The 21,580-nt window shown below is 61.2% G+C and carries 22 protein-coding genes; 7 read left to right on the forward strand and 15 right to left on the reverse strand.

Annotation, left to right across the window (positions count from 1 at the left end):
- Positions 1-61 precede the first annotated feature (61 nt).
- The 3 genes from B5D49_RS10485 to cbiM all read right to left on the reverse strand — a co-directional run bounded on the left by B5D49_RS10485 (position 62) and on the right by cbiM (position 1,409).
- Positions 62-337, reverse strand: coding sequence for a hypothetical protein (locus B5D49_RS10485; protein ID WP_078717649.1), 276 nt, complete (start codon positions 335-337; stop codon positions 62-64).
- 92 nt (positions 338-429) lie between these two features.
- Complete coding sequence (locus B5D49_RS10490) at positions 430-768, reverse strand: hypothetical protein (protein ID WP_078717650.1); 339 nt, start codon at positions 766-768, stop codon at positions 430-432.
- Between the two features lie 20 nt (positions 769-788).
- A complete protein-coding gene (cbiM, locus tag B5D49_RS10495; RefSeq protein ID WP_078717651.1) occupies positions 789-1,409 on the reverse strand; it encodes a cobalt transporter CbiM in 621 nt (206 codons plus the stop codon).
- Between the two features lie 306 nt (positions 1,410-1,715).
- On the opposite strand from cbiM, the gene B5D49_RS10500 reads away from it, so the two are divergent.
- Positions 1,716-2,360 carry a LysE family translocator gene (locus B5D49_RS10500; protein ID WP_078717652.1) on the forward strand — a complete coding sequence of 215 codons (645 nt, stop codon included), beginning with the start codon at positions 1,716-1,718 and terminating at the stop codon, positions 2,358-2,360.
- A 108-nt stretch (positions 2,361-2,468) separates the two neighbouring features.
- On the opposite strand, the gene polA is transcribed toward B5D49_RS10500, so the two are convergent.
- From polA to cbiR, 4 genes are all read right to left on the reverse strand, one after another.
- A complete protein-coding gene (gene polA, locus B5D49_RS10505; RefSeq protein WP_078717653.1) occupies positions 2,469-5,123 on the reverse strand; it encodes a DNA polymerase I in 2,655 nt (884 codons plus the stop codon).
- A 121-nt stretch (positions 5,124-5,244) separates the two neighbouring features.
- On the reverse strand, positions 5,245-6,243 hold the full coding sequence (locus tag B5D49_RS10510; RefSeq protein WP_078717654.1) for a DHH family phosphoesterase: 999 nt from the start codon (positions 6,241-6,243) through the stop codon (positions 5,245-5,247).
- A 1-nt stretch (position 6,244) separates the two neighbouring features.
- Positions 6,245-6,754, reverse strand: coding sequence for a bifunctional adenosylcobinamide kinase/adenosylcobinamide-phosphate guanylyltransferase (locus B5D49_RS10515; RefSeq protein WP_078717655.1), 510 nt, complete (start codon positions 6,752-6,754; stop codon positions 6,245-6,247).
- A complete protein-coding gene (gene cbiR, locus B5D49_RS10520; RefSeq protein WP_078717656.1) occupies positions 6,751-7,659 on the reverse strand; it encodes a cobamide remodeling phosphodiesterase CbiR in 909 nt (302 codons plus the stop codon). Before cbiR ends, B5D49_RS10515 begins: the two co-directional genes overlap by 4 nt.
- A 56-nt stretch (positions 7,660-7,715) precedes the next feature.
- Here cbiR and B5D49_RS14965 point away from each other — a divergent pair, with 56 nt between their 5' ends.
- A complete protein-coding gene (locus B5D49_RS14965) occupies positions 7,716-7,865 on the forward strand; it encodes a hypothetical protein (protein WP_200806795.1) in 150 nt (49 codons plus the stop codon).
- A 121-nt stretch (positions 7,866-7,986) separates the two neighbouring features.
- On the opposite strand, the gene B5D49_RS10525 is transcribed toward B5D49_RS14965, so the two are convergent.
- The 3 genes from B5D49_RS10525 to B5D49_RS10535 form a co-directional block, all read right to left on the reverse strand.
- On the reverse strand, positions 7,987-11,121 hold the full coding sequence (locus B5D49_RS10525; RefSeq protein WP_078717657.1) for a UvrD-helicase domain-containing protein: 3,135 nt from the start codon (positions 11,119-11,121) through the stop codon (positions 7,987-7,989).
- A gap of 130 nt (positions 11,122-11,251) precedes the next feature.
- Positions 11,252-13,426, reverse strand: a complete 2,175-nt coding sequence (gene feoB, locus B5D49_RS10530; protein WP_078717658.1) for a ferrous iron transport protein B — start codon at positions 13,424-13,426, stop codon at positions 11,252-11,254.
- Positions 13,419-13,664, reverse strand: a complete 246-nt coding sequence (locus B5D49_RS10535) for a FeoA family protein (RefSeq protein WP_078717659.1) — start codon at positions 13,662-13,664, stop codon at positions 13,419-13,421. Before B5D49_RS10535 ends, feoB begins: the two co-directional genes overlap by 8 nt.
- Positions 13,665-13,860: 196 nt before the next feature.
- Between B5D49_RS10535 and B5D49_RS10540 the strand changes: the two genes are divergently transcribed.
- From B5D49_RS10540 to B5D49_RS10550, 3 genes are all read left to right on the forward strand, one after another.
- Complete coding sequence (locus B5D49_RS10540; protein WP_234990697.1) at positions 13,861-14,187, forward strand: FeoA family protein; 327 nt, start codon at positions 13,861-13,863, stop codon at positions 14,185-14,187.
- Between the two features lie 193 nt (positions 14,188-14,380).
- Positions 14,381-14,971 carry a hypothetical protein gene (locus tag B5D49_RS10545; protein WP_078717660.1) on the forward strand — a complete coding sequence of 197 codons (591 nt, stop codon included), beginning with the start codon at positions 14,381-14,383 and terminating at the stop codon, positions 14,969-14,971.
- A gap of 395 nt (positions 14,972-15,366) precedes the next feature.
- Positions 15,367-15,654: a late competence development ComFB family protein gene (locus tag B5D49_RS10550; protein ID WP_078717661.1), complete on the forward strand. Its 288-nt coding sequence runs from the start codon at positions 15,367-15,369 to the stop codon at positions 15,652-15,654.
- A gap of 107 nt (positions 15,655-15,761) precedes the next feature.
- Here the strand turns inward: B5D49_RS10550 and B5D49_RS10555 are convergent, their stop codons facing one another.
- The 5 genes from B5D49_RS10555 to B5D49_RS10575 all read right to left on the reverse strand — a co-directional run bounded on the left by B5D49_RS10555 (position 15,762) and on the right by B5D49_RS10575 (position 19,916).
- The gene (locus B5D49_RS10555) at positions 15,762-16,940 is read right to left on the reverse strand and encodes a pyridoxal phosphate-dependent aminotransferase (protein WP_078717662.1); all 1,179 of its coding nucleotides are present in this window, start codon (positions 16,938-16,940) and stop codon (positions 15,762-15,764) included.
- 131 nt (positions 16,941-17,071) lie between these two features.
- Positions 17,072-17,497, reverse strand: coding sequence for an FKBP-type peptidyl-prolyl cis-trans isomerase (locus tag B5D49_RS10560; protein WP_078717663.1), 426 nt, complete (start codon positions 17,495-17,497; stop codon positions 17,072-17,074).
- Positions 17,498-17,607: 110 nt separating this feature from the next.
- On the reverse strand, positions 17,608-18,606 hold the full coding sequence (trpS, locus tag B5D49_RS10565) for a tryptophan--tRNA ligase (protein WP_078717664.1): 999 nt from the start codon (positions 18,604-18,606) through the stop codon (positions 17,608-17,610).
- 26 nt (positions 18,607-18,632) lie between these two features.
- On the reverse strand, positions 18,633-19,304 hold the full coding sequence (locus B5D49_RS10570; protein WP_078717665.1) for a site-2 protease family protein: 672 nt from the start codon (positions 19,302-19,304) through the stop codon (positions 18,633-18,635).
- A gap of 237 nt (positions 19,305-19,541) precedes the next feature.
- Entirely contained in the window at positions 19,542-19,916 is a 375-nt protein-coding gene (locus B5D49_RS10575; RefSeq protein ID WP_078717666.1) for a response regulator, read from the reverse strand.
- A gap of 249 nt (positions 19,917-20,165) precedes the next feature.
- On the opposite strand from B5D49_RS10575, the gene B5D49_RS10580 reads away from it, so the two are divergent.
- Complete coding sequence (locus B5D49_RS10580) at positions 20,166-20,363, forward strand: hypothetical protein (RefSeq protein WP_078717667.1); 198 nt, start codon at positions 20,166-20,168, stop codon at positions 20,361-20,363.
- A gap of 25 nt (positions 20,364-20,388) precedes the next feature.
- The gene (locus tag B5D49_RS10585) at positions 20,389-21,321 is read left to right on the forward strand and encodes a PP-loop family protein (protein ID WP_078717668.1); all 933 of its coding nucleotides are present in this window, start codon (positions 20,389-20,391) and stop codon (positions 21,319-21,321) included.
- Positions 21,322-21,580 lie beyond the last annotated feature (259 nt).

Raw genomic sequence — 21,580 nt, forward strand, 5'->3', positions numbered from 1 at the left:
CCGACGGAAACTACGGCAGCGACCGGACGGTGTTGCAGGCACCAGGGGGAAGAACGGCCCGCTAGTCCCTGCGGCGACGGCTCGCGGCATAGGCCAGCAGACCACCGATGCCAACGATGTAGCCGATGCCTCCGGCCACTTCCGTGGGGGTCACGCCCTGATCGCGCATCATGGCCAGGGAACGTTGCACCGGAGCTAGGCGTTTGGCCACGCTTTTATCCACGAGGCGTTCGATGCGTTGCAGGTCTTCGTCATCCAGGGTGGCGGCCTGGGTCGGGCCGGTCAGAACCGCGCCTATGAAAAGCAGGGCCGCGAGGCAGGAAAGCAGTGTTCGCATGATCTCTCCGGTGGTGTCTTGAGCCGTTGAAGGTTTCAGCCACGGGTCGGCGGTTGGTCGGCTGACCGCTGAAGAAGTCAAGACCCTGGCTGTCAGCGGTACTCCGCCTCGGTAAGCACCCATTGGTTCTGGTGGCCTTCGCCCGCGTCCACGGTGATGGTCAGGTCGCCCTGGGCATTGGCAGGGATCGGAAAATCGTGCTTGCCGTCGTCGTCGGTGTAGCCTTGGTGAACGGTTTCCCCCCGGGCGTCGGTCACGGTGATGGCCGCTCCTTTGGCCGGGGACGACTGGCTGAACGAGCTTTCCGTATAGATGGTTTCCCCGTCCGTGTAGGCGAAGATTTTGACCCGGTGGGCCTGGGCAGGAAGCGCGCATCCCAGGAGCAACACCAGGGCCGCGAGGAGCGCGGGATAAGCAGTACGAACGGACATGGAGCGATACCTCCTCAGGTTCAGGATGTTTGGGGGCGCACGCCGCCAGCCTCCAGCACCTCGGGCTTGACCCGGGCGAGAAAGCCGAACGCGAACATGGTCACAAAGCCTTCGATCACCATCACGGCCACATGGCTGGCCAGCAGCGCCACGGCCGCCACCAGGAATCCTTCCGTCAGGGCCAGGGAACCGGCCGTGAGCAGGGCCGAGAACAACAGGGCAAGAAAGCCGAACGCAAAGGCAGCGATGTTGCGCTGTTTGGGGCTGCGGCTTTCCAGCAGGGGGCGGAAAATATAGTGGCAGAGCACGGCCGGAGCCGCCATATTAAAGGTATTCACGCCGAGAGTGGTCAGGCCGCCGAACTGGAACAGCACGGCCTGGAGGAGTAGCGCCACGAGTATGGCGGGAAAGGCGGCCCAGCCCAGGACGATGCCGAGCAAGCCGCCCAACACGAGGTGGGCGCTGCTGCCCATGACCGGTACATGCACCAGGGAGCCGACGAAAAACGCCGCTGAGAGCATGGCCACGCTCATGATTTTGTCATAATCCACGCGCCGCAGTCCCACGGCCGTTCCCAGGGCGGTGAGCGCGCCCCCGGCCACCAGAATGGGCCAGGGCAGGACGCCTTCGGCAATGTGCATGCGTGTTTCCCCTTGTTTGACGATGTGCGCCGAAGGTATGGTTTTTGGGCTATAGTGTCAAGGAATGCAAAAGTGTGCTACGCTGTTTCACTGGACAACCAGGGTTGTCGGAGGCATACTCCGCTCCGATTTGTTTCCTGTATCTTTGGGAAAGAGTCGGAACGGCGAGGATACAAGCTGTTTAACAATGGCGGGATAAGGCCGGAAGAGGCGTTCGGGTCGCCCCCACAGGGACGACGCATCGGGGCTTGCGCCTTTTGATGCGGCTGCGCTGGCCGCGCTTTTATCCGCCTTTCAGGAGAATGCATGCTTTTTGACGCCAATACCGTGGCTTTCGCCTCCGTGGCCCTGGTGCTTACGGTGACGCCCGGCAACGACACCATCCTTGTGTTGCGCAACGCCATCCGCGGCGGCAGTCGGGAAGGGATGATCACCGGGCTGGGCATCTGCACCGGCCTGTTTGTGCACGCGCTGTTGTCCGCGCTCGGGCTTTCCTTGATTTTGATGCACTCGGCGGAACTGTACCACGCCGTGAAATGGGCCGGGGCCGCCTATATCGTCTGGCTGGGCTTCCAGGCATTGCGTGATGCGTTTCGCGGTGCGGGCAAGATTCAAGTGGCCGGGGGCGCAGCCGGGCCGGAACCGGGCGTTTCCACCCGCCGTCGCCTGTTCGAGGGTTTTTTGTGCAACGTGCTCAATCCCAAGGTGGTGGTATTTTATCTGGCGTTCCTGCCCCAGTTCATCGGGCCGCAGGATCCGGTGGTGACCAAATCCATCCTTTTGGCGGGTATTCACTGGCTCATGGGGTTGGTCTGGTTGATGTTCATTTCCTGGGGCGTGGATCTGGCCCGGGCGCAATTGGCGCGGCCTGCGGTGCGTCGCGGGTTGGACGCGGTGTGCGGGTTCGCATTGGTGGGACTCGGGGTCCGGCTGGCCATGGATTCCGAATAACGGACCGTGGACTCCCGCTGCCCGGCGAATGCCCCCGGAGCATGGCGAATTGCCGTGTTCCGGGGGCATTGCGTAGGGGCGCGTTGAGCGGAGCTGACCGGTGTGGTGTTAGTGCGCCTCGGCCCAGTTGTGTCCCACACCCATATCCACCCGCAGGGGAACGCGCAGTTCGGTCACGTTCTGCATGATCTCCACCAAACGTTCCCCGGCCTGCAAGGCCACGGATTCCGACGCCTCCAGCAGCAGTTCGTCATGCACCTGAAGGATCAGGGGCGCGTTCAACTCCTGGAGCACCGTGTCCTGGTGCGCCGCAAGCATGGCCAGCTTGATCACGTCCGCGGCCGATCCTTGAATCACGGTGTTCACGGCCTGCCGTTTGGCCTGGGAAACCATTTGCTGATTGCGGGAATGCAGCCCGGGCAGCAGGCGGCGGCGACCAGCCAGGGTGGTCACGTAGCCGTGGGTGGCGGCATCTTCCACAATGGTGTCGTAAAAGGCCTTCAGCGTGGCCAGCCGTTCGAAATACCGTTCAATGAAGGACTTGGCCTCGGACAGCGGCACCTGGAGTTCGCGGGCCAGCCGTTGCGGTCCCATGCCGTAGATCAGCCCGAAGTTGATGGTCTTGGCGGATCGGCGTTCCTCACCGCTGACGGCCTGGGGGGAGTCTTTATCAAAGAGCAGTGCCGCGGTGCGGGAATGGATGTCCTCGTCCTGGGCAAAGGCGTCCAGCAGGGCTGGATCCTGGGAAAAATGCGCCAGCACCCGGAGTTCGATCTGCGAATAGTCGGCCGCGGCCAGCAGATTTCCCGGTGTTGCGGTGAAGCAGGCGCGCATGCGTTTGCCCTGTGGTCCGCGAATGGGGATGTTTTGCAGGTTGGGACCGGAACTGGAGAGCCGCCCCGTGGCCGTGGCCGTGAGGTTGAAATGGGTGTGCAGGCGGCCGTTGTCGTCCATGAGTCGGGGCAGCGGAGCGAGGTAGGTGGAACGCAGCTTTTCCAGCATGCGAAATTGCAGGATCGCCTCCACGATGGGGTGGGCGGACCGGATTTTTTCCAGCACCTGGTTGGCCGTGGACAGTGCGCCGCCCGGCGTCTTGCCTGCGGGTTTGAGTCCCAGCTTGTCGAAGAGCACCACCGCCATTTGCTGGCTGGAGCGGATATTGAAGTTTTCTCCGGCCAACTCGTGAATTTCCTTGGTCAGTTCGTCGATGCGTTCTTGTACTTCGTCCAAAAAGGCGCGGAATGCCTGCTTATCCAGGTGGATGCCCTGGCGTTCCATGGCGGCCAGCACAGGCAGGAGCGGCAGCTCCACGTCGCGCAGCAGGGTTTCCAGGTTGGCGGCGTGCAGCTTGGGCCGGACCCGTTCCAGATAGAGCAGGGCGGCTCCGGCCTGGGCATCGGGGTGCAGGTCTGCGGGTTCATGCCCTTCGGGGTCGTCGGGATCGCTTTGGAACAGGCTTTGGTGCAGTCGGTCCCAGGAATAGTTCCGTTCTTCCGGGTTCAGCAGGTAGGCGGCCAGGGAGAGGTCGAACCAGCGCTCCAGGGGCAGCGCGTCCCACGCGGCATCGGAACGCAGCAGGTCATGGACGTCCGGGCAAACCACGGTCCGCGCCCTGGCCAGGTAGTCGATGAGTTCCGGCAGGGAACCGGTGTATTGCTGTTCGGATCCGATTTCCTCCCGGCTTTGCACGGCAATTCGCAAGCCATTGTCCATGCTGACCAGTCCCACCAGGGCGTCGTCCGGATTCGGGAGCTGGTCCGGCTGTTCAGCCTTGTGCAGCGTCAAAGGCGGCACCGACGGGACCGGGGCAGCCGTGCCGAACAGACTGGCCTGGCCCGTGGCCGCGGCAACAGGTTCCGCCGCTGTGGGGGCTTCCGGGACCATGCTCCGCAAATCCCGAGCCAGGGAGCGGAATTCAAAGGTGGTGAGGAAGTCGAACAGGTCATCCGTGTGCAGCGGCTGGACCCTGAGCTGTTCCAGCCCGTGTTCCTCGCAGCAGTCCGTGCGCATGCGGGTCAGTTCGCGGTAAAGGAAGACCTTTTCCATGTGTTCCGTGACCTTGGCGCGCAGTTTGTCGGGCAGTCGTTCCGCTCCGCCGTCGCGCAGATCCTCCAGAGTGGCGGCCTGGGCCATGATTTTTTCCGCGGTTTTCGGTCCCACGCCCGGGATGCCTGGGATGTTGTCGGAGCTGTCTCCGGTGAGCGCCTGGAAGTCCGGCCATTGGGCCGGAGTCAGGCCGGTTTCTTCACAAAAAATGTCCAGCGTGGTGACTTTTTCCCGTTTTCCGGCCGGATCCCACAGCACGACCTGTTCGTCCAGGCATTGCTTGAGGTCTTTGTCCGATCCCACGATGACCACGGGCCGTTCCTCTTTGTGGCGGGCGGCCAGGGACGCGATGCAGTCGTCGGCCTCCACGCCTTCGGAAACCAGCAGGTGCAGGCCCATGAGCTGCACGGCCTCGCGCAGCGGGTCGATCTGCACGGCCATGTCTTCGGGCATGCGGGGGCGTTGCGCCTTGTACGGCTCGAACAGTTCGTGCCGGAAGGTCGGACCTTTTCCATCCATGATGAAGCCGAGATATTTGGGGCGCTCTTCCCGCAGGATGCGCAGCAGGATGCGCAGCACGATGAAGATGGCGTTGGTGGGCATGCCGTCGGAGCGTTGCAGGTCCGGGTAGGCGTAGAAGCCGCGGTACAGGAAGCTGGTTCCGTCCACGAGGTACAGGGGTTCCGGGCCGTCGGGGAATCGTTCTTTGATGCTCATGCGGCAACCTAGCCCGAGGCGGGCGGGGTGGCAAGGGGCAAGGCGTCCGGGCGCGCCGAAACCCGGTCCGGGCGGCCATGCGTTCGAACAGGGCGGGAAATAGGGCTTGAACAGCGGCGGATCAGAGCCGCTTGAACATCTTGCGTTTTCCCTGGCCCAGTTTCTTGAGCATGTAGAGTTCGGGATCTTCGTTGTTCAGGGCTTCCAGGGGAACTTCTCCCCGGGCCGCGCCTTTGTGTCCTCCGGCGGAGCCTCGGTCTCCCATGAGCTGGTTGGCGAATTTTCCCATGTCGCGGCGGATGCCGTCCCCACGGAAAATACCCACGAGGTGGTCGTCGGCCACGCCGGAGATGACCACCCAGGCCGCGCCATGCACACGGGTGAAGAAGTCGGCCACGATGACCAGGATGTCGGCGTTTTCCACCTTGCCCATGTGGGCGAAGAGGCCGCCCGTGCCCACGCGCCGCAGGTTGTAGAAGGCGCGGGAAAAGAACCGCAGCCAGTCCAGGTGGAATTCACTGCGCGCAATGCGGTTGATGAGCGAGCGGTCCGAAAATTTGGAGAGATATTTGAAGGCGGCCACGTCCGCGTCGATGAAATCCCGTTCCCAGTCGCTGGTGTCGGTTTTGATGCCGTACATCAGGGCGCTGGCCAGGAGCTTGGCGGGCCGGATCTTGAGGTTGTAGAGGTACTCCGTGAGCATGGTGCAGGTGGCTCCGTATTTGGGCCGGATGTCCACGTAGGGTGCCTCGGTGGGATTTTCCTTGACGATGGGGTGGTGGTCGATGACCAGGCTGAATTCGTATTCCTCGAATGTGGGATGGTGGTGGGGCTGGGAATCCACCAGGGCGAAGCGGTCGTACTGGGCGGCCAGGTTGGGAATGATCTTGCGTGTGGGGATGCGGAGGTAGCGGATCATGGCCAGGTTGTCGGGCCGTTTGACCTCGTTGATCTGGCCGATGGCCACGTCCTGCACCTTGCGGGTCATGATCCGTCGCAGGGCCATGGCCGACCCCAGGGCATCCGGGTCCGCATTGATGACGATGAGCCAGCGCTCGTCCTTGTTGAACAGGGAGAGCATCCGTTCCATTTGTTCGTCGAGCTGTCGAAAGAGGGCCATATCATCCTTTTTTCAGCGTCAGGGGCAACCCCGCGCTGACCAGGTAGACCTGGGTTGCGATGCGGGCGATCGCCTGGTTCAGAGCGCCCAGCCGCCGGACAAAAAAGCGGGCCTCCCTGCCGGCGGGTAGGGGGCCGAGACCGATTTCGCAGGACACCAGGATAAGATCGGGTCCGTCCCAGTCCCGCAGCAGTTCCACGAAGGGATCGGTTTCCCAATCCTCCGAATCATCCGGGTTACAGGAAAAGAGCCAGAAGTCAAGGCTGTCCACCAGCACCGAGCCATACCCCTGTGTAAAGGTTCGCAGGGCATGTGGCAAGTCGGGGCCGGATTCCGCCACGGGGAGCGCGACTCCGCGTTCCCGCTTGTGTTTCAGGATTTGCTGGCGAAAAGCCAGGTCCATGGCTTTGCCCGTGGGCATGAAAAGCGCCGGTGCCGGGGAGTTCTCCAGCAGGTCCAGAGCAAAGGCGGATTTGCCGGATTTATTGCCGCCCAGCACCAGGCTGATCATGACCGGGAATCCTTCGGCGGAACCAGCTCCCACAGGGTTTCCAGGGACTCCTGGAATCCGTCCGCGTCAAAGACCTCCAGGACAACGGTGGCCCCCGGGGTCAGGGCGTCGAGCATGGAGCGCAACAGCAGGCGGCCGTTGTCGTCCAGGTGGGAGAGGGGCAGGTGCCGACCGGGTCGGAACGGGTCCGGCGCGCTCAGATGCAGCATGTCCACGCGTTCGCCCAGGCCGGGCAGAGCAAGCATGGGGAACTGGCTGTAGAGCAGGATGTGTCCCAGATCCACGCAGGCACCGAACCCGCTGTCCAAAACTTCGGGCCAGATTTCCGAAAGGTCGCAGCCCTGGATGTTTTCCAGGAGCACGCGCCGGGGTTTGACTCCGGCGGCCGCAAACTGGCCCGCGAGCATGCGCAGGGAGACGCCTTGCGGCGGCGGATGCAGCACATAGCGACGCGGATGCATGGGTTCGGCTTTTTGGATCAAGGCTTCGATTTTGCGCCACGCCGTATTGAATCCCTGGTCCCAGGGCAGGTCCAGGGGAAGGTGCACGTGAAAGGAAAGGTCCGGCTTGGGGACGGAGTCCTCGTCAGCTTCGGCGGCTGTGAGCGCCGCCAGTTCATCGTCCGTAAAGGCTGAACCGGTTTCCGGCAGCTCGTCCGCAGGCAGGGACGGCGCCTGGAGCCAGGGCGGCAGCAGCTCTTCCCGGCTGTAGGCTAGGCAGGATTCGGTTTCCAGAAACATGAGTGCCACCTCGTCCACGGTATGGGCCAGGTTGTCCGCGATCCAGGCGCAGTTTTCCGACACCGGGCCGGGATGCAGCCAGCTCGGCGCGGCGATTCGGAAGGGAAAAGGTTTCCCGCCGTTGGTGCAGGCGGCTTGATTTTCGTGATTATGATTCTTGGGCATGGCGTATGCATTTTGTGGTTGAAGGTTCCTGAACGAGGGATCCGAGGAGGCACGGCATGAACAGTCTGCGCGACCGTCTGCAACATGCGCTCAATCCCCTGCATCTGTTTTGCAGGTTGCGCCGTTTCGGGATCCGATGTGGCCCGGCCCGGCGACTTTGTTCCGCATGGGAGCGGCATGTGTATCGTTTTTTGCTTTCCCGGTAGTGGCGGAAAGAAATGTGGTCTTGCTGCATGGGAACATGGGGCATTGCTATGTTGCTCGGCGACCGGAGTCTATTTTGACGGCGAACCGTTGGAACGCGTGGGGTTGCATAGGGAGGGCCGGTCAGTCAAGCAGACTGATTTGGCGTTCCTTGCGCACCTTTCGCGCCGTGAGGACCGAGTGGGTCAGCAAGTCTTCGGGAATGGGCTTGAGAAAGCGGGACATGCTTGGTTTGAGGGACCGTCCGAAAAGCTGTCGTTGTTTGGCGTGGCTAAGATACAATTCCCGCCGGGCGCGGGTCATGCCTACGTAGAGCAGTCGTTTTTCTTCGGCCGTGTCCGAGACAAAGGAGCTTTTGGCCTCGGCCTTGCCCGTGAGCATGTCGGTTCCGGCAAAGGGGAGAATTCCCTCCTCCAGGGCGGGTAGGAAAACCACTTCGAATTCAAGTCCTTTGGAGGCGTGCAGCGTCATGACCTGCACCTTTTCCGCGGAAAGCCGCACGGTTTCCAGGTCGCTTTGCAGATGGACCCAGTTGATCAGCCCGGCCCAGCCGCCACGTCGTTCATAGGCCTGCTGCAACTGGCGGTAGGGTTTGCTTTTCCAGAAAAACTCATCATATCCGTTGGTTTGCTCCAGGTGGGCGCGTAAGGCGTCGGGTCCGCCGGCCAGGGCGCGTTCAGGAAATTCCAGGCAATTGTCCGCTTCCGCGCCATTGTTGCAGGACAGGCCGAGAATGCGGCCTGCCGCACAGAGGATGTCGGCCACGCGTGGTTCATGCCAGAAGGCCGAGGTCTCCGGGGTGGCGCAGGGAATGCCGTACCGCTTGAGCGCGTTTTCGATGACCGGGATCAGCCCGCGGAAGCGCACCAGCACGGCGATGTCGCCCGGGGCGTAGCGCCCTTGTGCGCCGGAGTCGGTGAGGCTGTGGCTTGTGGCGCCCATGAGCCGTTTGACGCGGTCGCTGATCCAGGCGGCCTCGCGGCGGCCGTCCGGCGCATGAAAAATGTGCAGGGCCGTGTCCACGTCCTGGTGTGCCCGCAGACGTGGCTGATCCGGAAACAGGCTGTGGGCCGCATCCAGGATGCGTTGGCCGGAGCGGTAGTTGTCCTTGAGGGTGATGGTTTTGATTTTGGACCAGCGTTGGCGGAGCAGTTCCTCGGCGTTGCCGGCGGCACCGCGAAAGCCGTAGATGGACTGGCAGGGGTCGCCGATGGCGAAAAAGCCGGTGCCGTCCTTGTGGCAGAGCGAGGTCACCAGTTTAATCTGCAGGGGGGAGAGATCCTGAACCTCATCCACCAGTACATGGTGGTGGATGCGTTCAAAGGCTTCGCCCTGAGTTTGTTCCAGCAAAAAATCGAGCAGGTCCGTGTAGTCGGCCAAATTCCAGGAGGCTTTTTGCTGGGTGTAGCGGGCCACGGGGTCGGCAAGGTCGGGATCCGGAGCGTCCAGGGTTTCCCTGGCCAGGTTGTACCGCTTCCAGGCCTGATCCAGGTCGCGGCCCGTCAGTTCCGGGTTCACTTCCGCAAAGATGCTTTTGGCCGCATTTTCGTCAATGACAACGGGTTCTTCACCATAGGCATGCCGCCAGTATTCAAAGGCCATGGCATGCAGGGTTCCGGCCTGGGGCAGGGGGGCGTCTTCGTCCAGGCCCAGGGTGTGCTGGAGGCGTTCACGCAGTTCCACGGCGGCCCGGCGGGTGAAGGTGAGCACCAGAATGCGTCGGGGCGGCTGCCCGGCTTCGAGCAGGCGGGTGATGCGTCCCATAAGGGTTTGCGTTTTGCCTGTACCGGGTCCGGCCACCACGAGCACAGGACCGGGACCGGCGTTGATGGCTTTGCGCTGGGCCGTGTTATAATGAATGCGTTTGGCTTCGTCCGCAACGCGCACGGCCATGGGCGTGGCCTGGGTCGTGTCCACCGGTGCCGGCTCGGCGGGAGCCGGGTGCTCCTGGTCGGCATCGGGCGAGGCCGGAAGGAACAGGCCGTTTTTAATGCGGTCCCGTTCCTGGGGGGTGAATACGGAGATCACGCCGTATTCACCGTCAAAGCCGGGTTTGCGCATGACCTGGCCCTCACGCATGCGGCCGACACCTTCGGCCAGGAGCGGGTCCATGCGGCGTAGATCTTCCAGCGGGGTCCGGCGCAGCACGGACAATTCCGAGCCAAAGGCGCGCATGAGTTCCAGGTAGCGCTTGTGGACCTTTTTGGAGTTCGGTCCCACGCCCACGACTTCGCTGAGCAGCTCCTTGAGCGGCACCAGGGAAACGAAACCGGGCTGCCCCTTGGGGCGTTGCGGTTCGTTCCGGTCGGCCAGATCCGCGATGCGTGCCAGCACCCCGCGGGTCACGGGCTTGCCGCACACGGGGCAGATTCCGCCGCGCATGGCGGTTTCCTGCGGGTCCATGACCACGCCGCACTTGCGGTGGCCGTCCATGTGGTATTTGCCCTCTTCCGGGAAGAACTCCACGGTGCCGAGAAATTTGTGTCCCAGGCCTTCTCCGCGCAGGGCGCGGTAAATGCCTTCATAGGAGATTTCGCCTTGAAAGACGTTGCACTCGCGGCCCAGCTTTTCGCCGGAGTGGGCGTCGGAATTGGAGATCATGCGGTAGCGGTCCAGCGCGCTCCAGGTCCAGTTCATTTCCGGGTCCGAGGAGAGGCCGGTCTCCATGGCAAAGATGTGTCGGCTCAGGTCGCCGTAGCACTCTTCCACGGTGTTGAAGCCGGACTTGGAGCCGAACAGGGCGAACCAGGGCGTCCAGATGTGGGCGGGTACGAGAAAGGCCATGGGATCGGCTTCCAGCACCATTTCCAACAGGTCGCGGGAGTCCAGCCCCAGGATGGGACGGCCGTCCGAAGCGAGGTTGCCCACCTGGGCGAGTCGTTCGTTAAAGCGCAGCACCGCTTCCAGACTGGGCATGTAGACCAGGTTGTGGATTTTGCGTACCTGGCCGCCGCGCTTGTAGATGGAGCTGATTTCCGTCTGAAGCATGAACCGGGTTACGCCGCCGGGATCCTGTTCCAGGCCGGGCACTTGTTCGCCGATGCCCTCGGGATGTTTGAGTACATACAGGCCGCGTCCGTCTTCCCGGAGCTGTTCCTGCATTTCGGCGACCCATTCGGGATGGGTGAAGTCCCCGGTACCGAGAACATCCAGCCCCTTGACCCGCGCCCAGGCCGCAAGACCTCGGATATTCAGGTTCTTGCTTGTGGCGCGCGAAAACCGGGAATGGATGTGCAAATCAGCGGTAAAGCGATCCATCCGCGCAAGATATTCCCTCGTCTGCGAGAATGCAAGCACGTCCTGAAAAAATGGAGATTCCAGGAAAAAAAAGCCCCCCCACCGCCGGGAAAACCGGGGTGGAGAGGCTGTTGTCTCAGGTGTGGGATGGTCAGCTCAATCCGGAGAGGATCTGGTACGCGGCGCTGGCCAGGATAAAGGCCAGAACCGTGTTGAAGGTGACGGCAAAGGCGGCCCAGCCCCAGGAAGCCTCTTTGGCCATGGCCACCACGGTCACGAAGCAGGGGGCGTAGAGCAGAATGAAGATGATCAACGAAACCGCCGTGGCCGTGGTAAAGGCCGGATCCCTGGCCAAGCGCTCCGAGAGCGGAGCCGCGTCATCGGGGTCCACCTCTCCGAGGGAATAGGCCGTGCCCATGGTGGAGACGATGACCTCCTTGGCCGCGATGCCGCCGATGAGGGCGATGTTCACGCGCCAGTCAAATCCCGCAAGCCTGGTCAGCCCTTCCAGGGCCGAGCCGACGCGTCCGGCCACCGAATATTTCAGGGCCGCCTCGCCTTGGACGTTGTCCACTTCTGCGAGCTGGGCTTCCAGGGCTGCAATCCGTTCGGGCGTTGTGGCCTGGTCCAGTTGCCCCTGGATTTCGGTCCGCTGGGCGTCGAATTGGGCCGCGTCATGCTCGGGAAGGGCCGGGAAGGTCATGGCCGCCCAGAACAGGACGGAAATGCCCAGGATGACGGTACCGGCCTTTTTGATGTATTGCCAGGCGCGTTCCCAGGTGTGCAGCAGCACGCCGCGCAGGGTGGGCATGCGGTAAGGCGGCAGTTCCATGAGGAAAGGTGTCGGTTCGCCCTGGAGCACGGTGGAGCGAAGGAGTTTCGCCACGAGCAGGGCTGCGGCCCAGCCCACCAGGGTGATCCAGAACATGGCGTTTCCTGCGGATTGGGGGAAGAAGGCCGCCACCAGCAGGATGAAAACGGGAACCTTGGCCCCGCAGACCATGAACGGGGCCGTGAGAATGGTGGCCAACCGTTCTTTGGGACTGCGCAGGGTGCGCGCGGCCATAACGCCGGGAACCGCGCAGCCGCCGGGGATGCCGCCGGAGATGATGAAGGGCATGACTGAGCAGCCGTGCAGACCAAAGGCCTTGAAGACGCGGTCCAGCATGTAGGCCATGCGTGCCATGTATCCCAGATCCTCCAGGAAGGAGAGCATCAGGAACATGATCACGATGAGCGGTACAAAGCCGAGCACCCCGCCCACCCCGTCAATGATGCCGGAAACCACCAGGGATTTGAGCAGTCCGTCGGGCAGCAGGGTCGAGGCGGTTGAGCTGAGCCAGCCGAACATGGTCTCCACCCAGCCCATGGGAACCTCGCCCAGGGTGAAGGTGATCTGGAACATGGCATAGAGCACGAAAAGCATCAGGGCCGGGCCGAACAGGGCGCTGGTGACCACGCGGTCCACCTTGTCGGAAATTTCGATGCGGGTCTGGGACGTTCCGCGTCGCACAACGCCTTTTTTCATCAGCGAGGCGATGAACCCGTAGCGGTAGTCCGCGATCACGGCCTCGGGGTCGGTATTCAGCGTCTTGCGGCAATGCTGTTCCACTCGATCCGCAATGGCTTCGAGGGAGTTGGAAAGCTCTCCGGCCTTGCGTCCCTCCACGCGGATTTGCTCGTCGCCTTCCAGATATTTCAGCGCCAACCAGCGTGCCGGGAAACGGTCCGTGAGGAATCCGGCCGCATTGATCAAATCCTCCATTTCCAGCAAGGCTTCGTCCATGTCCGCGCTGTAGGAAATCCGCAGGGGCTTCCATTCGCGCTGGTCGTCTGCCTGGGATAGCGCCGCGTTGATCATGGCGTCGCGGCCCTCGCCGGTGCGGGCCACGGTTTCGATGACCGGGCAGCCGATGAGTTCGGACAGCAGCGCCGTGTTGATCTGCATGTCCTTTTTGCGCACCTCGTCCATCATGTTCAGGGAGAGCACCAGGGGCGCGCCCATTTCCAGCAGTTGTACGGCCAGGTACAGGCTGCGCTCCAGGGTGTTGGCGTCGAGCACGTCCACCACGGCGTCGGGACGCTGGCCGAGCAAAAAGTCGCGGGCGGAAATTTCTTCGGCCGTGTACGCGGTGAGCGAGTAGGTGCCGGGCAGGTCCACCACGCGGATGGAGCGGCCCTCGTGCCGGAAAAAGCCCTCTTTGCAGTCCACGGTCACGCCGGGATAGTTGCCCACATGCTGTCGGGAGCCTGTCAGGGCGTTGAAGCTGGTGGTCTTGCCGGAGTTGGGGTTGCCCGTGAGGGCCATGGTAAAGGTATCAGCCATGGTCCGGCACCTCCACGATGATGTGGTCGGCCTCGTTGTTGCGCAGGGTCAGGGTAAAGCCGTTGAGCCGCAGTGCCACGGGGTCACGCAGGGGGGCGCGGCCCGTGACCACGACCTGGGTGCCGGGAATCAGGCCCATCTCACGGATGCGCCTGCCCAGATCCCCCTGGGCGCGGACGCTATGGATGACGGCGGACTGGTCGACGTTGAGTTTTCGCAATCCAATGGTTTGGGACATTATCTTCTCCTCAAAGGTAACGTGTCGTTGCAGCGTTTTGATATTGACATTGAAAATCATTGTCAACCAAAAAGTGGACTTGGTGTGGGCTGGTTTTGCCCGGGAAGTGCGATCTTGTCCAGGGGCATTGTCTTCCTTGACGGTGGGGGAACAAGGGGGTATTGACTTTCGTTCTCAATGAGGAAGGGGGCAACCTATGTCTGAAGTCAACATGAAAAGTCAACCGTTGTGCCGGTTCCCGCAGGGTACGAAGGTGCGTGTCAAGGATCTGGCCCAGTGCCGGGGGGCGCGTTCCCGGCTGTACGCCCTGGGGCTGACGCCCGGAACCGAGCTGGAAGTGATGTCCGCCCCGGGCGGCCCTTGCCGTCTGCGTGTGCGCGGAGCCAACCTGACCATCGGGCATGGACTTGCCACCAAGATTCTGGTCTGCCCGGTGGATGGCTGCCCGGCCAGGGATTGTCCCGATGGGTGCGGCGGTGCCTGCCCAGGTGTGGAGGTGCGCATTGAGGACGACGATGCGTGATGGTTTTTTGACGCGAGGCCGTCTCTGTGGCGGTTTTTCATGCTGTGGGGACATTGACCTGTAGTTTTTCCCGCGCATGAATCTCCGGCGTTCGTGGCTTGCCGACGTCGCCGTCTTTTCACGACATTGTTGGCACGGTGGGTGCATAAGTTTTCCTGATCGTTGTGCTTCGGCACCAATCAGGAGTGAAACTATGTGCGCATTGACCATCAATTCCAATACCGGCTACGGGGTTTACAACACCGGCTTCGGCCTGAACGGGACGAAAAGTGGTTCCGGCCGCGATGTGGCGAGTCTGAACACCCGGGAACTTCGCGAGCAGATCGACAAGATCCTGGAAGGCGTGCCGAAAAGCGGTTCCAAGCTGTCCTTTCAGGATGTGATGGACTACCGCGACAAGCTGCGCGAGGAGTTCGAGTCCATCGCCAAAGAGGAGCTGGGCGCTCTGGGGGTGGATACGGAGCGGGATTTCACCCTCAGCTATGACGCGGCCACGGACAAGGTCACGGTGGACCCGGAGCACCCGGACAAGGAAATTATTGACCGTTATTTTGAAGAAACGCCGGAAATGCGCGAGGCCTTCGCCAAGATCGTGAGTCTTTCCAAGTTGAGCGGTGCTGCGGAGAAAACACTCTCCCCTACGCAGTTTCGTCAGCAGATGCAGGCTCAGGCCATGTCCTGGTGGGCCGAGGAAAACGGCAACATGGGCTGGTTTTCCGGGGGCGGCATGATGAACGCCGAAGCCGGGCTGCAGTTGTTCGGCGGCGTGAACATGCAGGTTTAGCAGGCTGTTGAACAACGCGTGATTGCTGCGGTGTGCCAAAGGTCTCGAATCGTCGCGTACAGGGCGTAGGCGTCGCCTTGCTGTGGTTTCGCGCCCGGCACTCGCCCCCTTTTTGAACGGTCTGCGGTCTTCACGTTTTCAACGGCCGCGTATCCCTCTCGGCGTTGCGTAGTGCAGGCACCAGCCACGGGTCACGCTTTTCCTTGGTCACGCATTGGGGTATGCTGACCGGGTGGGCGTGTTTTGGTTTGGAGCCGGTACCCGGATCCGCTGAGTACCGGGAGTCCGTTGTTCTCAGGGTGTACCGGGCCAAGGACCGCCAATCCGCCGGGATATAGGCATGTTCTCCAGAAAGGGGCCGTGGCGGATGACTTCAACGGCCAAAGGAGCCGAGTGTGTCGGATTTGAAGACGTTGTTGCAAAAGGCCAGGTTGGATGACATCAGGAATTCCAACGAAGCGCGGGTGGTGGAGTTGCTTCCCCATGCGCTTGCCGAGTACCCCGGTTATGTACCCACTTCCCTGGATATTCAGGATATCTTTGCGTTGACCTTGAATCGACTGCCGCCTCAGTACCGGCAGCGGGAAACGATCCAGATTTCCAACCGTCTGGCAGACGAGGACGTTCTTTGGGAGCTGGGTAACGCCATTCAGACCGTGCGGGATAATCCCACCCGACCTTGACGGAATGGTGGCCGGGGTTTTTTCTGTTGGACAACAAAGAGACTTCATCCGGTGGAAAAGGGAAGATTCACGGCCTGACCGCGAATCTTCCCTTTTTTTTGGGCGTGTTATTTTTGATGCTCTGCCAGATAGCGTTCCAGGCGGTCCATGCCTTCGGTGATGTTTTCCAGGCTGGTGGCGTAGGAGAACCGCAGGTAGCCTTCGGCACCAGGTCCGAAGTCGATGCCTGGGGTTACGCCGATGTGCGCCTTTTCGAGCATATCGTAGGCCAGTGCCAGTGAATCGCCGGACAAGTGGTTGAAGTCCACCAGGATATAGAAAGCGCCGGTGGGTTCGTTGTCAATGCGCAGGCCCATGCCGCGCAGTCGCTGGAGCATGTATTTTCGGCGCCGGTCATAGCGGGCCTTCATTTCCTGCACGTCCTGCCCGGCTTCGCGCAGGGCCGCCACCCCGCCCCATTGGGCCGGGGCATTGGCCGAGATGAAGAAATTTTGACACAGCTTCTGCATGGGCCGGATAAACGCCTTGGGCGCAATGAGATATCCCAGCCGCCAGCCGGTCATGGCGTAGAGCTTGGAAAAGCCGTTGAACACAAAGGCCTTGTCCGTGAATTCCAGGATGGAGTGTTCGCGGCCTTCATAGACCAGTCCGTGATAGATCTCATCGGATACCAACCAGGGACCGTCCCCGCGGCCCATTTCCGCGATGGCGCGCATGCGTTCGGCGGAAAGCAGTGTTCCTGTTGGGTTGGACGGGGAATTGAGCATGATGGCCTTGGGGTGTTGCTCCAGGCAATGGGCAATGGCCTCGGGCCGGTATTGGAAAGCGTCGTCCTCACGCACGCGCACCGGGAGCGGCTCTCCGCCGGGGAAGCGGATAAAGTTGGAATAGCAGGCGTAACAGGGGTCCGAGACCACGACCTTGTCGCCGCGTTCCAGCAGGCTGGAAAAAAGCACGAACATGGCCGGGGAGGTTCCCTGGGTCACGATGATCTGGTCGGGATGCACCTCCACGCCATACTGGTCCAGGTAGTGTTCGCAGACGGCCTCGCGCAATTCCGGGATGCCCAGCGAATGGGTGTAGTGGGTCTTGTTGTCCGCCAGGGCGCGGCAAGCCGCTTCCTTGACGCATTCGGGCGTATCGAAATCGGGTTCGCCGATCTCCATGTGAATAATGTTTTTCCCCTGGCGCTCCAGGCGTTGGGCGGCTTCCAGGATGTCCATGACCAGGAAGGAAGTCATTTCGTTGCAGCGGGAGGAAACATGGGGGCAGTCGGTGTCTTGCATGGGGGAGTCTCCGTATCTGAATGGACAAACGCACAACCGCCCCGACTGCCGGTATGGGGCAGGCGGGGCGGTTTTTCACTGGCTGCGCTGAGGCAGCTGTTGTGTTTTTCGGGTCATGCCGGCACGGCGTGTCAGCCGATTTCCACGAGGCTCAGCTCGAAGTTCAGGGTCTTGCCAGCCAGGGGCGGGTTACCGTCCAGGGTGACCACTTCTTCCTCGAGTTCCACGACAGTCAGTTGGGCCGGGCCGTGTTCGGTCTGCACTTCCAGAACCATGCCCTCTTCGGGGCTGAGGTCCGGCGGCATCTGGGAGCGGTCCACGCGGAAGATGAGGTCTTCGTTGCGGTCGCCGTAAGCTTCTGCCGGGGGGATGGCCACGGAGGTGGATTCGCCCGGCTCCATGCCGGTCACGGCCTTTTCAAAGCCCTCGATGACCATGCCTTGCCCGAGCACGAACTCCAGAGGTTCGCGGCCCTCGGAGGAATCGAACTGCGATCCGTCCTCAAGCGTGCCGGTGTAGTGGACTTTGACTTTGTCGCCTTGCTTTGCCTTGGCCATGCTGGCTCCTTGGTTTTTTGGCGTTGTTTGAAAGAAACGAGCCTAACACGGCCTGTGGATGAAAAAAAGGGGGTCTCTTTACGCAAAGAACCCCCCGGAATCATTCGTTTCTAGAAATTGAAATGGATCAGCTCGCGCACTTGTTCCATGGTCTTGACCGCGGCTTCACGCGCTTTGGCGTTGCCGCTTTCAATGATGGCCCGCAGCCGTTCCGGATCATTTTCAATTTGGCGGCGGCGGTCGTGCAGGGGCGTGAGAAAGCCGTCCATGGATTCCACGAGCTTTTTCTTACAATCCACACAACCCCAAGAGGCGTCGCGACAGCCCGCTTCGATTTCCGCGCAGGTCTCCGCGTCGGTCATGAGCTTGTGGTAAGGGAAGAGATTGCAGATGGCCGGGTCGCCGGGATCAGCCTTGCGCTTGCGGTTTTCATCCGTGAGCATGCCCATGACCTTGGGGCGGATGGTTTCCATGGATTCGCCCAGGCCGATGGAGTTGCCGTAGCTTTTGCTCATCTTGCGTCCGTCCAGGCCCGGGAGCTTGGCGTCCGGGGTGAGCAGATCCTTGGGTTCGGTCAGGAAGTCCTGGCCCGCGATGTGGTTGAAGCGGCGGGCGATCTCGCGGCACAGCTCCAGGTGCGGCAATTGGTCCTGCCCGACGGGTACAGCCTCGGGGCGGTACATGAGGATGTCCGAACTCATGAGCACGGGATAGCCCAGGAATCCGTAAGTGTTCAAATCTTTTTGGGAAATTTGCTGCTTTTGCTCCTTGTAGGTGGGGCAGCGTTCCAGCCAGCCCAGGGGCGTGCTCATGGAGAGTAGCAGGTGCAGCTCCGCGATTTCCTTTACGGCGGACTGCTGATAAATCACACACTTGTTTTCGTCCAGACCGGCGGCAACCCAGTCCATGACGAGTCCGGGCACAAAGTCCTTGATGCGGGACGGGTCTGCGTATTCGCTGGTGAGGGCATGCCAGTCCGCCACGAAGAAAAAGCAGTCGAACTCCTCCTGGAGCTTGACCCAGTTGACGAGCACGCCGAAGTAATGGCCCAAATGCAGCGGTCCGGTGGGCCGCATTCCCGAAACAATGCGTTTTCTTGTGTTGGTCATGGCTTTTGCGGGGTTGGAGGTGAAACTCAGTACAGCGGGACGCCCAGGAGCTTGCCTGCGGCGGTCACGGGGGGCAGCAGCACACTGCCAAGAATGGAAACATTGAACAGGTGGCCGAGAACCACCAGGCCGAGTATCAGAAACACGCCGTAGCGTGCGAGCGACATATATTTGGCGGCCACGGCACGGGGCAGGATGCCTGCCAGAATGTTGCTGCCATCCAGGGGTGGAATGGGCAGCAGGTTGAAAATGCCGAGGATCAGATTCACGAATACCCCGGCCTGGCAGATCAGCACTGTGGGATACAGCACTTTGAAAAGCAGGCTTTCCCGGCCGGGTACGTCGATGGATGCGAAGATATGGAACAGGGCGGCAAAACCCAGGGCCAGGGCGAAGTTGGCGAGCGGTCCGGCCAGGGCCACCAGGAGCATGCCTTTGCGTGGATTTTTAAAATAGCCCGGATTCACGGGGACGGGCTTGGCCCATCCCACCCTGGCGATGAAAAAGATCAGGGTTCCGAGGGGGTCCAGATGCTTGAGCGGGTTGAGCGTCAGGCGTCCGTGCAGTTTTGCCGTGGGGTCGCCCAGGCGGTAGGCCACCATGCCGTGCGCCACTTCGTGGAACGTGAGGGCCAGCAGCAGCGGCAGGGCGATGATGACGATCTGTAGGGCGTATTGCGTCAGGGAAGAATCCATCATATGCGCTTTGGCGCTAGCATGAACCTCCCCCCGGGGCAAGGAAAAAGGAGGAGCCTGCACGGGCGGTTTTCGGAAACAGAAAAGGCGTTCATGGGCCTTAAGCCGCAGATCAGCCCGTACCGCCCGCTGTTACGTGGTTGTCAGGCGCCCGAAACATGACGCAACAGCATGACGATCACGGCTTTTGCCGTGAGCCGGCTTGCGACTCCCTCGCACATTTTTTTCGCAAGGATCCGGTCAGACCGCGTCGGCCTTTTCCAGCGCGGAACGGACCTTGTCCTTCAGCTCGGTCAGATCCACGGATTTGACTACATAATAATCCGCGGCAATGGACTTGAGGTCGTGCTGAAAGCTGTCGTACGCCGTACTGAGGATAACGGGCAGGGTTTGCTCCTTGCTTCGGATTTCCTGCAGCAGATCCAGGCCGGAACGCTGCTGACCGAGTTTGATGTCCAGGACCACGATATCCGGCGACGTGCGCCCGAGGACTTCCAAAATATCCTCGCTGCCGTCCGAAGTGGCGACCGCGTACCCCTCGGTCTCCAATTCTTCTTGGTAAAGCATGCGGATATGCGTTTCGTCGTCCACGACGAGAATTTTGGGCCTTGCCATGGGACCTCCGTGCGATTAACTCCCTACTTTGGCTACTACCGGAATACGAATGAGGGGGCAATACGGTGAGACTCGATTTCGCGTTTCGTTTCACGAAATTCTCGGCTTGACGCCGGCAGACCGCCGTGCCACATCCCCCCGTCCCACAGGGGAATTCTGTTGAGAGTTGCCCCAAACCCGGTCTGACGGCATATCAATATTATAACCCGGCACGCCGCCCACGGCTCACCGGGACGGCAAGGAGTGGACATGATCACCGTGGAAGTCCAGCCCGAAAACGAAATCCTTGAGTTCGGAAAACTCAACACCGTGTTGCAGCTGCTCAACCGCTTGCAATTGCGGTCCACCCAGGCTTTGATCATCCGCGAGGGGCAACTGCTCACTGCGGACCGCAGGCTCCATCACGGTGACCGCATCATTGTAAAAAAAGTCATTTCCGCGGGCTGAGCCACATCCCGCAAGGAGTCGTCATATGAAGTGCAAACGCTGCCGCGAACAAGCCGTGGTAGGGCTGCCCAGCCACAACGCCGCCTTCTGCGAACCCTGTTTTTTGCTTTTTTTCCGCCGACAAGTGGAAACCGCCATCCGGCGGCAAAAACTCTTTACGCGGCAGGATCGCATCCTGGTGGCCCTTTCCGGCGGAAAGGACTCCCTCGCCCTGATGCTGGAATTAGGACGTATGGAATACGACGTTACGGGGCTGCATATTGATCTGGGCATCGGGGAATCGTCCCGTGCGGCCCGGGCCAAGGTGGAGGCCTTTTGCGAAAAACACGGGTTCCCCTTGCGCGTGGTGGAAATGGAGGCCGAGGGGTTGCCCATGCCCCTGGTAAAAAAATATATCAAACGTCCGGTCTGCTCTGTTTGCGGTAAGGTCAAGCGGCATTACTTCAATAAAGTTGCCCGTGACGAAGGATTCAACGTCCTGGCTACCGGGCATAACCTCGATGACGAGGTGGCCCGCCTTTTTGCCAATACCCTGCGGTGGGATACGGCCTATCTTTCGGATCAGGGTCCCATGCTCCCGGAAACCGAAGGGTTCGCCCGAAAAGTCAAGCCGTTATTCCGGCTCAGTGAGTTTGAAACCGCCAACTATGCCTTTCTCAAAGGGATTGAAATCCATTCCGACCCCTGCCCCTTTTCCTCCGGTGCCAGCTTCACCGGGCATAAATTGCTCTGGGCTGACCTGGAGCACCGAAGCCCCGGACAAAAATTCGGTTTTTATGACAAGTTTCTCAAAAACGCCAAGCCCGCGTTCGCTTCCATAGATAAGGAATTCGGCGCAACGCTGCGCCCCTGTGAATGCTGCGGATCCCCCACCTCCTCGGAACGCTGCGGAGTCTGCCGGGTGCGGGATATGCTCGCTGACAAGGTCTGCCAGGAACAGGGGAAAGACGAAGCGTAGCTGCTGGCCTTCGGCGACCAGGGGGAAAACCTTTCTGAAGAAAGGTTCTTCCCCCTGGACCCCCTTTCCAAAGACTTTCCCTTGCTCCAGGCCTGCGGCCTGTCGCGGGTATCGTTTTTTTGTTTTGTTTTATCCCCCCATTTTCCCCTCCCCAAAAGCAAAGGAACGGCTCCGGCCGTTCCTTTGCTTTTGGGGGCGCACCGTTGCCGCGAGTTTCGGGAGGGCGGAGCCATCCCGGAAATCGCGGCAACATGAGATC

It is taken from the genome of Paucidesulfovibrio gracilis DSM 16080 (assembly GCF_900167125.1).
GTDB classification, from domain to species: Bacteria; Desulfobacterota; Desulfovibrionia; order Desulfovibrionales; family Desulfovibrionaceae; genus Paucidesulfovibrio; species Paucidesulfovibrio gracilis.